The organism is Actinomadura harenae (assembly GCF_003696215.1).
GTDB lineage: Bacteria > Actinomycetota > Actinomycetes > Streptosporangiales > Streptosporangiaceae > Spirillospora > Spirillospora harenae.
The window spans coordinates 1-12,432 of sequence record NZ_RFFG01000041.1 but is presented as its reverse complement, the minus strand read 5'-3'; the positions used below and the strand labels follow the sequence as shown (position 1 = coordinate 12,432).

The 12,432-nt window shown below is 71.8% G+C and carries 13 protein-coding genes; 7 read left to right on the top strand and 6 right to left on the bottom strand.

Going from position 1 to position 12,432, the window contains the following annotated elements; translation table 11 throughout:
• Positions 1-10: 10 nt before the first annotated feature.
• Together EBO15_RS22445 and EBO15_RS22440 are read right to left on the bottom strand one after the other, a co-directional pair.
• Positions 11-457 (bottom strand): Fur family transcriptional regulator, encoded by a 447-nt coding sequence (locus tag EBO15_RS22445; RefSeq protein WP_122196403.1) that lies wholly within the window; start codon positions 455-457, stop codon positions 11-13.
• A gap of 100 nt (positions 458-557) precedes the next feature.
• On the bottom strand, positions 558-1,205 hold the full coding sequence (locus EBO15_RS22440) for a TetR/AcrR family transcriptional regulator (protein WP_233616365.1): 648 nt from the start codon (positions 1,203-1,205) through the stop codon (positions 558-560).
• Between the two features lie 141 nt (positions 1,206-1,346).
• Between EBO15_RS22440 and EBO15_RS22435 the strand changes: the two genes are divergently transcribed.
• The gene (locus EBO15_RS22435) at positions 1,347-2,315 is read left to right on the top strand and encodes an AurF N-oxygenase family protein (RefSeq protein WP_233616364.1); all 969 of its coding nucleotides are present in this window, start codon (positions 1,347-1,349) and stop codon (positions 2,313-2,315) included.
• A gap of 47 nt (positions 2,316-2,362) precedes the next feature.
• The gene (locus EBO15_RS22430) at positions 2,363-3,805 is read left to right on the top strand and encodes an FAD-dependent oxidoreductase (protein WP_122196400.1); all 1,443 of its coding nucleotides are present in this window, start codon (positions 2,363-2,365) and stop codon (positions 3,803-3,805) included.
• 16 nt (positions 3,806-3,821) lie between these two features.
• Here EBO15_RS22430 and EBO15_RS22425 read toward each other — a convergent pair whose 3' ends face one another.
• Positions 3,822-4,655, bottom strand: coding sequence for a metallophosphoesterase family protein (locus tag EBO15_RS22425; RefSeq protein ID WP_122196399.1), 834 nt, complete (start codon positions 4,653-4,655; stop codon positions 3,822-3,824).
• Between the two features lie 199 nt (positions 4,656-4,854).
• A complete protein-coding gene (locus EBO15_RS22420) occupies positions 4,855-6,105 on the bottom strand; it encodes an ABC transporter ATP-binding protein (RefSeq protein WP_122196398.1) in 1,251 nt (416 codons plus the stop codon).
• A 166-nt stretch (positions 6,106-6,271) separates the two neighbouring features.
• Between EBO15_RS22420 and EBO15_RS22415 the strand changes: the two genes are divergently transcribed.
• Together EBO15_RS22415 and EBO15_RS22410 are read left to right on the top strand one after the other, a co-directional pair.
• Positions 6,272-7,306: a LacI family DNA-binding transcriptional regulator gene (locus EBO15_RS22415; protein ID WP_233616363.1), complete on the top strand. Its 1,035-nt coding sequence runs from the start codon at positions 6,272-6,274 to the stop codon at positions 7,304-7,306.
• A 116-nt stretch (positions 7,307-7,422) separates the two neighbouring features.
• Positions 7,423-7,863: an Lrp/AsnC family transcriptional regulator gene (locus EBO15_RS22410; protein ID WP_122196396.1), complete on the top strand. Its 441-nt coding sequence runs from the start codon at positions 7,423-7,425 to the stop codon at positions 7,861-7,863.
• A gap of 51 nt (positions 7,864-7,914) precedes the next feature.
• Here EBO15_RS22410 and EBO15_RS22405 read toward each other — a convergent pair whose 3' ends face one another.
• Positions 7,915-8,829 carry a TIGR03619 family F420-dependent LLM class oxidoreductase gene (locus EBO15_RS22405; protein WP_122196395.1) on the bottom strand — a complete coding sequence of 305 codons (915 nt, stop codon included), beginning with the start codon at positions 8,827-8,829 and terminating at the stop codon, positions 7,915-7,917.
• 296 nt (positions 8,830-9,125) lie between these two features.
• Between EBO15_RS22405 and trhA the strand changes: the two genes are divergently transcribed.
• On the top strand, positions 9,126-9,794 hold the full coding sequence (gene trhA, locus EBO15_RS22400; RefSeq protein ID WP_122196394.1) for a PAQR family membrane homeostasis protein TrhA: 669 nt from the start codon (positions 9,126-9,128) through the stop codon (positions 9,792-9,794).
• 168 nt (positions 9,795-9,962) lie between these two features.
• Here the strand turns inward: trhA and EBO15_RS22395 are convergent, their stop codons facing one another.
• Positions 9,963-10,229, bottom strand: a complete 267-nt coding sequence (locus tag EBO15_RS22395; RefSeq protein WP_122196393.1) for a hypothetical protein — start codon at positions 10,227-10,229, stop codon at positions 9,963-9,965.
• A gap of 196 nt (positions 10,230-10,425) precedes the next feature.
• Here EBO15_RS22395 and EBO15_RS22390 point away from each other — a divergent pair, with 196 nt between their 5' ends.
• Positions 10,426-11,097: an RNA polymerase sigma factor gene (locus EBO15_RS22390; RefSeq protein ID WP_122196392.1), complete on the top strand. Its 672-nt coding sequence runs from the start codon at positions 10,426-10,428 to the stop codon at positions 11,095-11,097.
• On the top strand, positions 10,994-12,262 hold the full coding sequence (locus tag EBO15_RS22385) for a CU044_5270 family protein (RefSeq protein ID WP_267898425.1): 1,269 nt from the start codon (positions 10,994-10,996) through the stop codon (positions 12,260-12,262). The genes EBO15_RS22390 and EBO15_RS22385 overlap by 104 nt, the downstream gene beginning before the upstream one ends.
• Positions 12,263-12,432 lie beyond the last annotated feature (170 nt).

The following is a 12,432-nucleotide window of genomic DNA, read 5'->3' as shown; positions in this document are numbered from 1 at the left end:
CCTTCGGGAACTAGACCGATGAGGAACTCTGAGCGGGGGCGCATGCGGGGCAGGTGCCCCAGAAGGTGACCTCGGCCTCGTCGATGGCGAAGCCGTGGTCGTCGGACGGGATCAGGCACGGCGCCGGGCCGGTGGCGCAGTCGACGTCCGCGACCGCGCCGCACGAGCGGCACACGACATGGTGGTGGTTGTCGCCGACACGCCCCTCGAACCGCGCCGGATGCCCGGCGGGCTCGATCCGCCGGACGAGTCCGGCGGCGCTGAGCGCGTGCAGCGCTTCGTAGACGGCTTGCAGGGAGATGTGCCCGACCCGGTCCCGGACCCCGGAGGCGAGCGCCTCGACTCCGAGATGGTCACCGGTGCGGACGGTCTCGAGCAGCGCGACGCGTGCGGCCGTCACCCGGAGGCCGGCACCGCGCAGCTCTTCGGCGGTGGTCCGAGGCTGCGGTGCGCTCATACGGATCAACCTACGCCCGCAAACCTGAATAGTTCAAGAGAGTGAGGAAGACAAGGTTGAGGCTTTGCCCTTCCATGGGCGATTTCCCCCGGCGGCCCGTTCAGTGGAGTCCGGCGATCATGCCGAGGGCGTTGCGCAGGTAGCCGCGCAGGACCTCGGGGTCGTCGAAGTCGTAGGGCCCCTGGATCAGGACGATCGACAGGGTGATCCGGAACAGGGCGTCGGTGAGCAGCGTGACGTCCACCGGCGGGATGCGTCCCGCCTCGACGTGCTTGGCGACGATCGGCTCGGCGAGTTCGGCGATCCGCCGGATCGGGCCGTCCGCCTTCAGGGTGAACTCGGGCAGGACGATCTCGGGGACGTCGCGCAGGGCGGCGTTCAGCAGCGTGTGCCCGCGCGCGTAGCCGACGACGAAGACCATCAGCTCGGTGGCGTAGTCGGTGGACCAGGCCATGGCCTCCAGGCGGGGCGCCAGCGCCTCCAGGAACCGGGTGAGCTCGCGCTGCACCAGGGCGTGCCGGATGTCCTCGACGGTCCCGCCGTACTTGTAGAGCGTCGGCCGTGAGACGCCCGCCTTGCGGGCGATCGCCGACAGGATGCGTCCCGAGGCGAACCCGCCCTCGATCAGGCAGTCGGCGGCGGCGTCCAGGATGCGCTGCCGCATGTCCCCGCCCGCCCGCCGAGCCCCCTCGGCCGTCCCCCGTCCGTTCCCGGACGCCTCGGACGTCTCGCCGCGCGGCCCGCGCACCCCGTCTCCCCTCGGTCTCGTCCGCCCGGTCCGAGTGTCCCACATCACCGCCCTCGGGCGATCTTCGACCTTGACCGGCAAGTGATCAGGTACTTACAGTCGACCCACTAACTGTAAACGAGCTCGTGGGTGGAGGCGGTCGTGACGACCATCGACCAGGACTACCGGGACACGCTGCGCGTCCTGTCGGAGGGCTCGGTGACGCGCCGCTTCGACCCCTACCTCGACATCGACTGGGACTCGCCCGAGTTCCGCATCGACGCGGACGACCCGCGCTGGATCCTCCCCGACTGCGACCCGCTCGGCGCGCACCCCTGGTACAAGGCGCAGCCCGAGAAGCGGCGGATCGAGATCGGGATGTGGCGGGTCGCCAACATCCAGAAGGTCGGCCTCCAGTTCGAGAGCGTCCTGATCCGCGGGATGATGCAGTACGCGATGCGGCTGCCGAACGGGACGCCCGAGTTCCGCTACTGCCTCCACGAGATGACCGAGGAGTGCAACCACATCCAGATGTTCCAGGAGCTGGTCAACCGGACCGGCCTCGCGGTCCCCGGGATGCGCGCCGACTACCGCGCGACCTCGCACTTCTGGCATCTGGCCGCCTACCTGCCGATCGTCTTCTTCATCGGCATCCTCGCGGGCGAGGAGCCGATCGACCACTTCCAGAAGGAGGCCGTCCGGGCGGGCGAGGACGAGCTGCCCCCGGCGGTGCTCCGCACCATGGAGATCCACATCGCCGAGGAGGCGCGGCACATCTCCTTCGCGCACCGCTTCCTGCACGACAAGGTGCGGCGGCAGGGACGCGTCGGGAAGGGCGCGACGTCCCTCGCCTACCCGGTGATCATGCGCTGGCTCGCCGGTGCGATCATGTCGCCGCCCCGCGACCTGGAGAAGCGCTTCGGCATCCCGCGCTCGGTGATGAAGGAGGCGTTCTGGGACAGCCCGGCGTCCCGCGAGATCATGCGCGGCTACTTCGGCGACGTCCGGATGCTCGCCGACGAGCTCGGCCTGATGAACCCCGTCTCCACCCGGCTGTGGAAGGCCCTGAAGATCGACGGACGGCCGTCCCGGCACCGCGGCGAACCGCACCGCCCGGCCCGCGCAGCCTGACCGACACCGCAGCCTGAACGCCGCCGCCCGACCGGAGAGATCGCCCCATGCCCCACGTGGTCACGCAGTCCTGCTGCAACGACGCCTCGTGCGTCCACGCCTGCCCGGTGAACTGCATCCACCCCACCCCGGACGAGCCCGACTTCCTCACCGCGGAGATGCTCTACATCGACCCCGTGAGCTGCGTGGACTGCGGGGCCTGCGTGAGCGCGTGCCCGGTCGGGGCGATCAGGCCGGCGGGCAGGCTGGACGACACGCAGCTGCCGTTCCTCGAGATCAACGCCGACTTCTACAAGGACGGACGGCAGCGGCGGACCATCCTCGCCCCGCACGAGAAGCCCCTGCGCGTGACCTCCCGCGAGCCGCTGCGCGTCGCGATCGTGGGGTCCGGGCCGTCCGCGATGTACGCCGCCGACGAGATCCTCACGATCCCGGGCGCGCGCGTCGACGTCTACGAGCGCCTGACGACCCCCTACGGCCTCGCCCGGACGGGCGTCGCCCCCGACCACGCCGAGACCCGCCGGGTCACCGAGGTCTTCGACCGGATCTCCCGCGAGGACGGTTTCCACCTCCACCTCGGCGTCCGGATCGGTGAGCGGGTGACCCACGCCGACCTGCTGCGGGACCACCACGCGGTCCTCTACGCGACGGGCGCGTCGTCCGACCGCCGCCTGGAGGTCCCCGGCGCGTCCGGCGTCGCGACGGCGACCGAGTTCGTGGCCTGGTACAACGGCCACCCCGACCACGCCCACCACCGGTTCGACCTCTCGCACCGCCGGGCCGTCGTCATCGGCAACGGCAACGTCGCGCTGGACGTGGCCCGCGTCCTCACCACGCCGCCGGACGCCCTGGCCCGGACCTCGATCTCCCGCGCCGCCCTGGACGTCCTGCGGGCCAGCGCGATCGAGGAGGTCGTGGTGGCCGGACGCCGGGGACCCGCCCACTCGGCCTTCACCCTGGCGGAACTGGTCGGGCTGAGCTCGGCCGTGGACGTGTCCGTCCCGCCCGGCGACCTCACCGGCCTGGACGACGCGTCGCTGAAGCACCGCACGATCCGCGCGCTCGCCCACGAGCCGGCCACGGGACGGCGCGTCACCCTCCGGTACCTGCTCACCCCCGCCGAGATCACCGCAACGGGCGTCACGTTCACCCGCGCCGCCCAGCGCGGCGACGAGACCGTCCCGACCGGTGAGACCGAGCACCTGGAGGCGGGACTCGTCCTCACCTCCATCGGATACCGGGCGCGGCCCCTGCCCGGCCTGCCCTTCGACGACGTCCGCGCGGTCGTCCCGAACGACCGGGGCCGGGTCGTCGACCCCGGCACCGGCGCGCCCGTCCCCGGCACCTACGTGACGGGCTGGATCAAGCGCGGGCCGACCGGCTTCATCGGCACCAACAAGACGTGCGCCCGGGAGACCGTCCGGCAGCTCGTCGACGACCTCAACGCCGGGCGCCTCCCCGCGCCCGCGGCGATGGCGAGCCCCGCCTGACGGCGGCCCGCGCCGGTCAGGAGGCCGCGGCGGGGAACACCGGGCGCGGCCCGGCGGGCCCGCCGCGCCTCTTCCACTCGCGCGGGTAGCCCACCGACACCTCCTCGAACCGGACGCCGTCGTACACGGTCGTCCGGGGGATGTGCAGGTGGCCGTACACGACGGCGGCCGCCTCGTACTTCAGGTGCCAGTCGGCCGTCCGGTCCGTCCCGCACCACTGCGCGAACTCGGGGTAGCGCAGCACCCGGGTCGGCTCCCGGACGAGCGGCCAGTGGCTGATGAGGACGGTCGGCAGGTCGCTGCCGCGGTTCGCGAGCCGGTCCTCGGTGTAGGCGAGCCGGGCCCGGCACCACGCGTCCCGCGTCGGGTACGGGTCGGGGTGCAGCAGGTACTCGTCGGTGCAGACGATCCCGGACCGGTAGGCGATCTCCAGGGCCTCGTCCTTGGTGGACGCCCCGTCCGGCCGGAAGCTGTAGTCGTACAGCAGGAACAGCGGCACCAGCTGCACCGGGCCGCCCGCGCCCCGCCACACCGGGTACGGGTCCTCGGGCGTGTGGACGCCGAGCTCCCGGCACACCTCGACTAGGTGCAGGTACCGCTCCTCGCCGCGCCGCTGGTCGGGGTCGTTGCGGGGCGTCCACAGCTCGTGGTTGCCGGGCGCCCACACCACCTTGGCGTACCGCTCGGCGAGGGTGCCGAGGGCCCAGGCGATGTCGTCGGCGCGCTCGGCGACGTCGCCCGCGACGATCAGCCAGTCGTCCGGGTCGCGTGGTTCGAGCGCCGCCAGGTGCTCACGGTTCGAGGCGTGGCCGACGTGCAGGTCACTGATGGCGAGCAGGGTGCCGGGCACGGGCCGCCTTCCTGTCCGGGCTCGGGTGATCGATTCTCCATCCTTGGCCGTCGCGGCGGCGGGCGCAAGGGGGCGGGGTGCGCCACCGGCCTGCTACTTCGATCGTGCGCGGAACGGCGAACGGCCGCCCGCCCCCTCGGAAAGGGGAGGCGGACGGCCGTTCGGGGCCGTGTGTCAGGCCGGACCGTCAGGCCGACCGTCAGGCGGGGACGTCGTCCTCGACGTCGGTGGCCGCGACGACGTTCTTCGCGGCCTCGTGACCGATGGCCAGGCCGCTCGCCGGGTCGAAGAAGTGCAGGCGGGTCGTGTCGATCGCGAGGTCGACGGTCTGGCCGGGACGGACGTGCGAGCGGGAGTTCACGCGGGCCGTCCAGAGGGCCTTGTTGTCGGTCAGCGGGATCGCGTCGCCCTCGCCCTCGGCGGCGTCCTCGGCCAGGTCGGCGGTGTCCTTGTGCTCGACCGGCGGGGCGTCGATGGTGAAGATGACGTTGATCTCGCTGCCCAGCTCCTCGGTGACGCTGCTGGTGACGGTGATCGGCGCCCAGTCCTCCTTGGCGTGCCCGGAGTCCTCGAAGTCCGACGGGCGGATGCCGAGGATGATCTTCTTGCCGATGTAGGCCTCCAGGCTCTCGCGTCCGGCGAGCAGCTCGTCGGGCACCGGCAGGGAGAACCCGGCGAACTCCACTCGCGTGGCGCCGTCGGCGGTGACCAGCTCGGCCTCGACGAAGTTCATGGCGGGGGAGCCGATGAACCCGGCGACGAACAGGTTCACGGGGTGGTCGAACAGGCGCTGCGGGGTGTCGACCTGCTGGAGCTTGCCCTCGCGCAGGACGCAGACGCGGGTGCCGAGGGTCATGGCCTCGACCTGGTCGTGCGTGACGTACACGGTGGTGACGCCGAGGCTCGCGTGGAGCTGGCTCAGCGAGGCGCGCATGGACACGCGGAGCTTGGCGTCCAGGTTCGACAGCGGCTCGTCCATGAGGAACGCCTGCGGCTGCCGGACGATCGCGCGGCCCATCGCGACGCGCTGGCGCTGGCCGCCGGACAGGGCGGCGGGCTTGCGGTCGAGGTACTGCTCCAGGCCGAGCATCTTGGCGGCCTCGAGGACCTTCTTGCGGCGCTCCTCCTTGGGCACGCCGCGCAGCTTCAGGCCGAACGCGAGGTTCTGCTCGACCGTCATGTGCGGGTAGAGCGCGTAGTTCTGGAAGACCATCGCGATGTCGCGGTCCTTGGGCGCGAGGTCGTTGACGACGCGGTCGCCGATCGACACCGTGCCGCCGCTGATCTCCTCCAGGCCCGCGATCATGCGCAGGGCCGTGGACTTCCCGCAGCCGGACGGACCGACCAGCACCATGAACTCGCCGTCGGCGATCTCCAGGTCGAGTCCGTCGACGGCCTTGACGCCACCGGCGTACACCTTGTCGACGCTCTCGAGTGCGATCCCGGCCATCCCGGCCCCCTTCATTGGAAACGTTTCCACTACCCCTTGGCCACCTGGGCTTTCGAGGTTGGAATCGGATTGAACATCATGGAAACGTTTCCAGAAAAGGGTCGTTCGTGGCAGCATGGGGCGAGCCGGGCACGCGGGGCCCGGACCGGCGGGGGAGAGGGACGCGGTGGCGACGACGATCAAGGACGTGGCGGCGGCGGCCGGGGTCGGCATCGCGACCGTCTCGCGCGTGTTCTCCGGCACCGGCTCGGTCAGCGCCGCGACCCGCGAGCGCGTGCTCGCCGTCGCGGGCGACCTGGACTACCGGCCGAGCGCCGTCGGCCGCAGCCTCAAGACCCGCCGCACCGGCGGCCTCGGCCTCGCCGTCCCCGACGTCAGCGACCCGTTCTGCGCCGAGGTCGTCGCGGGCGTCCTGGAGTGCGCCCGCAGCCTCGGGCAGCACGTCCTGCTCGACGCGACGCTCGGCGACCCGGCCCGCGAGGCCGAGATCGCGGACCGCTTCGCCGAGCAGCGCGTGGACGGCGTGATCGCGATGCCGTCCGGCGTCGCCGACCCGTGGACCGGGTTCGGCCGCACCGGCGTGCCGCTGGTGTACGTCGGCCGCGTGCCGTCCTGCCGGTCCTGGGCCGGGAAGGTCCCCGCGGTGCTCGCCGACGACGCGGCCGGGATCCGCTCGGCCGCCGAGTACCTGGTCGGACTCGGGCACCGGCGCATCGGATTCCTCGGCGCGCCCGCGCCCGGCACCCCGCCCGACGTGCGCGAGGACGCCTTCCGCGCCGCGCTCGCCGCCCTCGGCGTCCCGGTCGACGAGGACCTCGTCGCCCGCGCCCGCCCCACCCGGGACAGCGCCTACGCCGCCGCGGCCGGGCTGATGCAGCGCCGCGCCGACCTGACCGCCGTCCTGGCGTCCGGGCACCTGCCGGGGGAGGCCGCCGTGCTCGTCGCCCGCGAACTGGACCTGCGCGTCCCGGCGGACCTGTCGATCGCGATGGTGGACGACATCGCCTGGGCCGAGCTGGCCGACCCGCCGCTGACCGCCGTGAACCGTCCCGCCCGCGACCTCGGCTACCGCGCCTGCGAGCTCGCCGCGCGCGGCACCGCCCGGCGCGGGCCGGCCGGGCCGGTGCTGCTGCCGACCGAGCTGATCGTCCGCGGCTCCTGCGGCCCGGCACCGTCCCGCCGCGACCGCGCCCGCCACTGAGTCGGGTCGTGATCCGGGCGACGGATCCGCCCGCGCAGGGCCGGACCTCCCCGGATGGACCGTTCCGGAGGGGTATCGGATCGCGCCGCGGTCGGCGGGCGCGCTAGATTCGTCCGGTGGAGGATATCGATCGCCAGATCCTCGGCCTGCTGGCCGACGACGGCCGGATGAGCTTCACCGACCTGGCCAAGGAGACGGGGCTGTCGGTGTCGGCGGTGCACCAGCGGGTGCGCCGGCTGCAGCGCCGCGGCGCGATCCGCGGCTTCACCGTGCAGCTCGACCACGAGCAGGCCGGGCTGCCGATGACCGCGTTCATCTCCATCAAGCCGATCGACCCGGCGGCCCCCGACGACGCGCCCGACCGGCTCGCCCACCTGAGCGCGATCGAGGCGTGCCACTCGGTGGCGGGCGACGAGAGCTACATCCTGAAGGTCCGGGTGGCCTCGCCGAACGAGCTGGAGGAGCTCCTCCAGAAGATCCGCGCCGCCGCGAACGTCGCGACCCGCACCACCGTCTGCCTCAGCACCCCCTGGGAGGGCCGCCGCCCCTCCCTGTGACACCCGCCGCGGCGCGGCGAGTGCCAGGGCGTTCGGGCCGGGGCCTGTGCGTCAGGGCTTGGGGGCGAACGCCTCGAGGGCCTCGCGGGCGCGGTCCATGGACGCGGCGGGGTCGGCGTCCGGGCCGGTGAGCCGGGCGTCGAAGTTCAGGTCGACGAACAGCTCGGTGACGCCCTGCTCCGCGAGCAGGCCGAAGTCGTCGCGGACCTGGCCGATGGTGCCGGTGAGCGGCGGACGGTCCGGCGCGGACGCGGCGTCGGCGTGGATCCGCACCGCCCCGCGGCACACGAACCGCAGCGCGCCCGGGTCGCGTCCCGCCTGCTCGGCGGCCTCGCGGACGATCCCGATCGAGCGTCCGAGGTCCCCGAGGTCGGCACGGCTCGAGCTGACCCAGCCCGCGGCGAGCCGTCCGGCGCGGCGCAGCGCGCCCTCGGCGCCGCCGCCGAGCAGCACCGGCGGCCCCGGCTTCTGGACGGGCTTGGGCTCCATGACCACGGGCGGGAAGTCGTAGAACTCGCCGTGGAACTCGCTGACCTCGTCCGTCCAGAGGGTGCGCAGCACAGCGAGGAACTCGTCGGCGCGGGCGCCGCGGCGGGCCATCGGGGTTCCGGCGGCGGCGAACTCGGCGGGCATCCAGCCGGTGCCGAGGCCGAGGTCGAGGCGTCCGCCGGAGACGTGGTCGAGCGTGGCGGCCTGCTTGGCCAGCAGCGGGGGAGCGACGAACGGCAGGTTGACGATCGCGACGCCGAGCCGGATCCGTTCGGTCAGCCCGGCGAGGTAGGCGAGCGTCACCAGCGGGTCGGGGACGTCGCGGTAGGTCAGGTCGGTGGAGTCGGCGGGATTGAGCAGCCGCTGGAGCGTCCAGAGGGAGTGGTAGCCGAGGTCCTCGGCGCGCCGGGCGACCTCCACCTGGTTGGCGGGCGTGGCCCAGGCTCCCGAGACCGGCACGGCGAACCCGATCTGCATGGCGTCCTCCTGTCGCGGGGACGGCGTGGTTCTCCTGCCGTCCCGGTCCGAACCTTACAACGTCAAGGCGCGCGCCTGTGGGCGGCCGCCTCCCGGGATCATTGCGAAAGGTTCCTCTCCTGTCGCACCTCGGGGGCGCTATTCATCGCGATGTGCCACGATTCACTCCAGGACGTCCCGCGTAGAAACCTACGGTGCCGTAGGTTGAGAACCTACGGTTCCGTAACCACAAATCGGGCGGGCCCGTCCGGGAGATCCCGGCGGCGCGCCGTCCGAACCTCGAGGGGGAGGGTGCGATGCGTCGTGCGGTCGAGATCGCCGGAGCGGTCAAGCCGAAACTGCGTGGCTGGCTGCATGCGGGGACGTTCCCGCTGGCCCTGCTCGCGGGGATCGCGCTGGTCGCGTTGGGTCCCACGCTGCCGGCCCGGGTGTGCGCGGCGGTCTACACACTGACCTCGACGCTGCTGTTCGGGGTTTCCGCGGCCTACCACCGCGGCCGCTGGTCCGAGCGGGTCCAGGACGTGCTGCGCCGGTTCGACCACGCGAACATCTACCTCATCATCGCGGGTACCTACACGCCGTTCGCCTACCTGATCCTTCATGGTGCGGCCCGCGCGCTGGTGCTGTCGGTGGTGTGGGCGGGCGCGATCGCGGGCGTCCTGTTCCGGGTGCTGTGGGTGCGCGCGCCGCGCTGGCTGTACACGGCGCTGTACATCGGCCTTGGATGGGTCGCGGCGTTCTTCGTGCCGCAGTTCATCAAGGGAACCGGTGTGGGTGTGGCCGCCTTGGTCGCGCTCGGTGGCGTCCTGTACAGCGTGGGCGGGCTGGTCTACGGGCTGCGCCGTCCGGATCCGTCGCCGCGCTGGTTCGGTTTCCATGAGGTGTTCCACGCCTTGACGGTGGCGGCGTACGTGCTGCAGTACATCGCGGTGTCGTTCGTGGTCTACCGCGCCGGCGCCGTCTGATCCCGGCGCGGCCGGGTTCGTCCCTGGTGCGAGTCAGGTCGTTTCCGCGCATGCGACAGGCCCAACGGTGAACCGTTGGGCCTGGACGCTTCACTGGTCAGATCGGATCAGTGAAGGTCGCACTGGCGCCGGACGCGTGTCGTCCGTCGAGTCGGCGAGGGCTACTTCTTAGTCCCAGTCGCCCCAGTGGCCCCAGTGGTGGTGGCGGCCGCCGTAATAGTCGCCGCCGCCGCCGTAGTAGATGTCGCAGTCGTTCTGCTGGAAGTTGAGAAGGCCGAGCCCGAGCAGACCGCCGTCGCCCGAGGAGTTCTCGCAGGGGCCGCCCCGGTTGGAGCTGGCGTGGCTGGTCATCGGCGCTGCCTGGGCCGGGGTGGCCATCAGGGCGCCGAAGATCGCCGCGGCCGCGCCGGCGGTCAGGATCGTGGCCTTGATCATGACAGAAGCTCCCGTTCTGCACTCGGTCCCCCCTTGGGACCGTTCTTCCGACAGATACCCGGCAACCTCATAAAGTAACCAGAGCACCACTAATTGTAGCCGCAACGCCAGGATGCGGTGGAAGCGGCGATGGAAGGGCACCGTGGCCTTCGGGGGAGAGGAGGTGACCATCCTCCATATCCGAGACGAGGCATAGATGAAGGAACCCCCTGTGGCGGCCCCTCCGCATGCGCCTCCCCAGGTCGTGTCCGATCTCCTGTCCGATCTGGCGTCCGAGGCCGGTTCGGGCCTCGGGCGGAACGACGGTGCGGTGATCGAGCGGTCCTGGCGTGAGCCCGAGCGGTTCGGTGAGATCTTCGACGCCTACTTCGCGGAGATCCACCGGTATGTCGCGCGGCGGCTCGACGTGGACGCCGCGGACGACATCGCGTCCGAGACCTTCCATGTCGCGTTCCGCCGCCGGAAGACCTTCGAGGTGTCCCGGGACAGTGCGCGGCCCTGGTTGTACGGCATCGCGAGCAACCTGGTCGCCAAGCACCGGCGTGCGGAGGTGAGGAAGTTCCGGGCCCTTGGGCGCCTTGGTGACGACGGTGTCGTCGACGGGCATGACGAGCGGGTCGCGACCCGTGTGAGCGCTGAGAGGGTGCGGGGGCGGCTGGCGCGTGCCATCGGTGATCTGTCGGCGGCGCATCGTGAGGTGCTTCTGCTGGTGGTCCTTGCCGGTCTCGGCTATGAGGAGGTCGCGCAGGCTCTTGACGTCCCGTATGGCACTGTCTGCTCCCGGTTCAACAGGGCGCGGAAGAAGGTGCGTGAGGCGCTGGGTGGGGTCGATCCCATGCTCGTTCAGGAAGGAGCCGTCAGTGGATGAGTTGCAGTCGGTCCGTGAGTTGTTCGGGGAGCCCGCGCCGCCGTCGCCGCGTGTCGTCTCCCAGGCTCGTCGCAGGGCCACGGGTGGCGGTCGTCGGCGTCTTCCGCGAACGCGCTGGATGGTGTCGGGGGTCGGTGTCGGTCTGGCCGCTGCGGCGACGGCGGTCGCGTTGGTGGCGGTGGACGGGTCCGCTGGGCACGGGCCTGCTCGGTCCGGGGGCGCGCCGGAGTCGGCGAGGCGGGTTCTGTTGGCGGCCGCCGACTCTTCCGCGCGGATGCCGGGGCCTGCGGGGGCGCCTGGGACGTCCGGGAGGCAGAGTGCGTTCTGGTTCACTCAGGTCAGGAATGGGGAGCGGACGCAGGTCGCGGGCAAGGGCGGCGCGTACGTCGTTGAGGAGCTTTCGGAGACCAGGGACTGGACGAACGCCCATGGCCCGCGTCGGACGGAAGCGCAGACCAAGGCGGGTCGCGGTGGGACCACGACGCATTATTGGGCCGGCCGGCGGCTCGGTGCGCGTCCGGCCGAGGCGCGGGACCAGGCGGCGTGGAAGCGTGATGGGTCTCCGTCGCGGTGGCATGTCGGCAAGCGTGACCTGAACACGGAGACGACGGCGTGGCAGGTTCACCAGGAGGAGACCGCGTTCAATGCGTCGTTCCCGGACGGGTCGCTGGAGCAGGTGGGGAGGCTTCCCGCTGACCCTGACGGGTTGCGCCGGTATCTTCTGGCCCATCCGAATGCGAACATGCGGAATCGGCAGGACTGGGAGACCGATTCGCAGTATCTGCTGAACACCGTTGGGCGGATGCTGGTGGTTGAGCCGGTCAGTGCGCAGGTTCGTGCGGCTGCTTACCGGTTGCTCGCGGCGTTGCCGGATGCCCGCTCGGCCGGGCGGGTGACGGATCCGCTGGGGCGTTCCGGTGTGCAGGTCAGTGTTGAGGGTCCGGGGCCTAAGCCGGGGTTCGCGCCGGGGCCGGGGCCGACGCCGGAGCGGCTGGAGAGCGGGATCGTGTTCGATCCGTCCACGGGCCGGCTGCTCGCCACGCTGAACATCTCCACCGGTGGGCGGTCTTCGCTTCCGAAGGGGGCCCTGCTGGGCTGGTCGGCGGTCGTTCGGACCGGGTGGGTCGATAGGGCGCCTGCGAACGCCACGAAGCTGCCGGGTTGATCCGGCGGTTCGAGGAGTAGGTGCGGGTTTCGTCCCGGGGGCGGGGTCAGACATCCCTGGAGGTTGGATGTCAAGCGGCGAGGTCGTGGTGGTGGTGTGACCAGGCGGTTGCCTGGTCGTAGGTGGTGTGGGTTTTGAGGCATCCGTGGAGGATGCCGACCAGGCGGTTG

Coding starts and splice junctions, on each gene's coding strand:
- EBO15_RS22445 (WP_122196403.1), bottom strand. CDS start 457: ATGAGCGCACCGCAGCCTCGGACCACCGCCGAAGAGCTGCGCGGTGCC.
- EBO15_RS22430 (WP_122196400.1), top strand. CDS start 2,363: ATGCCCCACGTGGTCACGCAGTCCTGCTGCAACGACGCCTCGTGCGTC.
- EBO15_RS22420 (WP_122196398.1), bottom strand. CDS start 6,105: ATGGCCGGGATCGCACTCGAGAGCGTCGACAAGGTGTACGCCGGTGGC.
- EBO15_RS22405 (WP_122196395.1), bottom strand. CDS start 8,829: ATGCAGATCGGGTTCGCCGTGCCGGTCTCGGGAGCCTGGGCCACGCCC.
- trhA (WP_122196394.1), top strand. CDS start 9,126: ATGCGTCGTGCGGTCGAGATCGCCGGAGCGGTCAAGCCGAAACTGCGT.
- EBO15_RS22395 (WP_122196393.1), bottom strand. CDS start 10,229: ATGATCAAGGCCACGATCCTGACCGCCGGCGCGGCCGCGGCGATCTTC.
- EBO15_RS22390 (WP_122196392.1), top strand. CDS start 10,426: ATGAAGGAACCCCCTGTGGCGGCCCCTCCGCATGCGCCTCCCCAGGTC.
- EBO15_RS22385 (WP_267898425.1), top strand. CDS start 10,994: ATGGCACTGTCTGCTCCCGGTTCAACAGGGCGCGGAAGAAGGTGCGTG.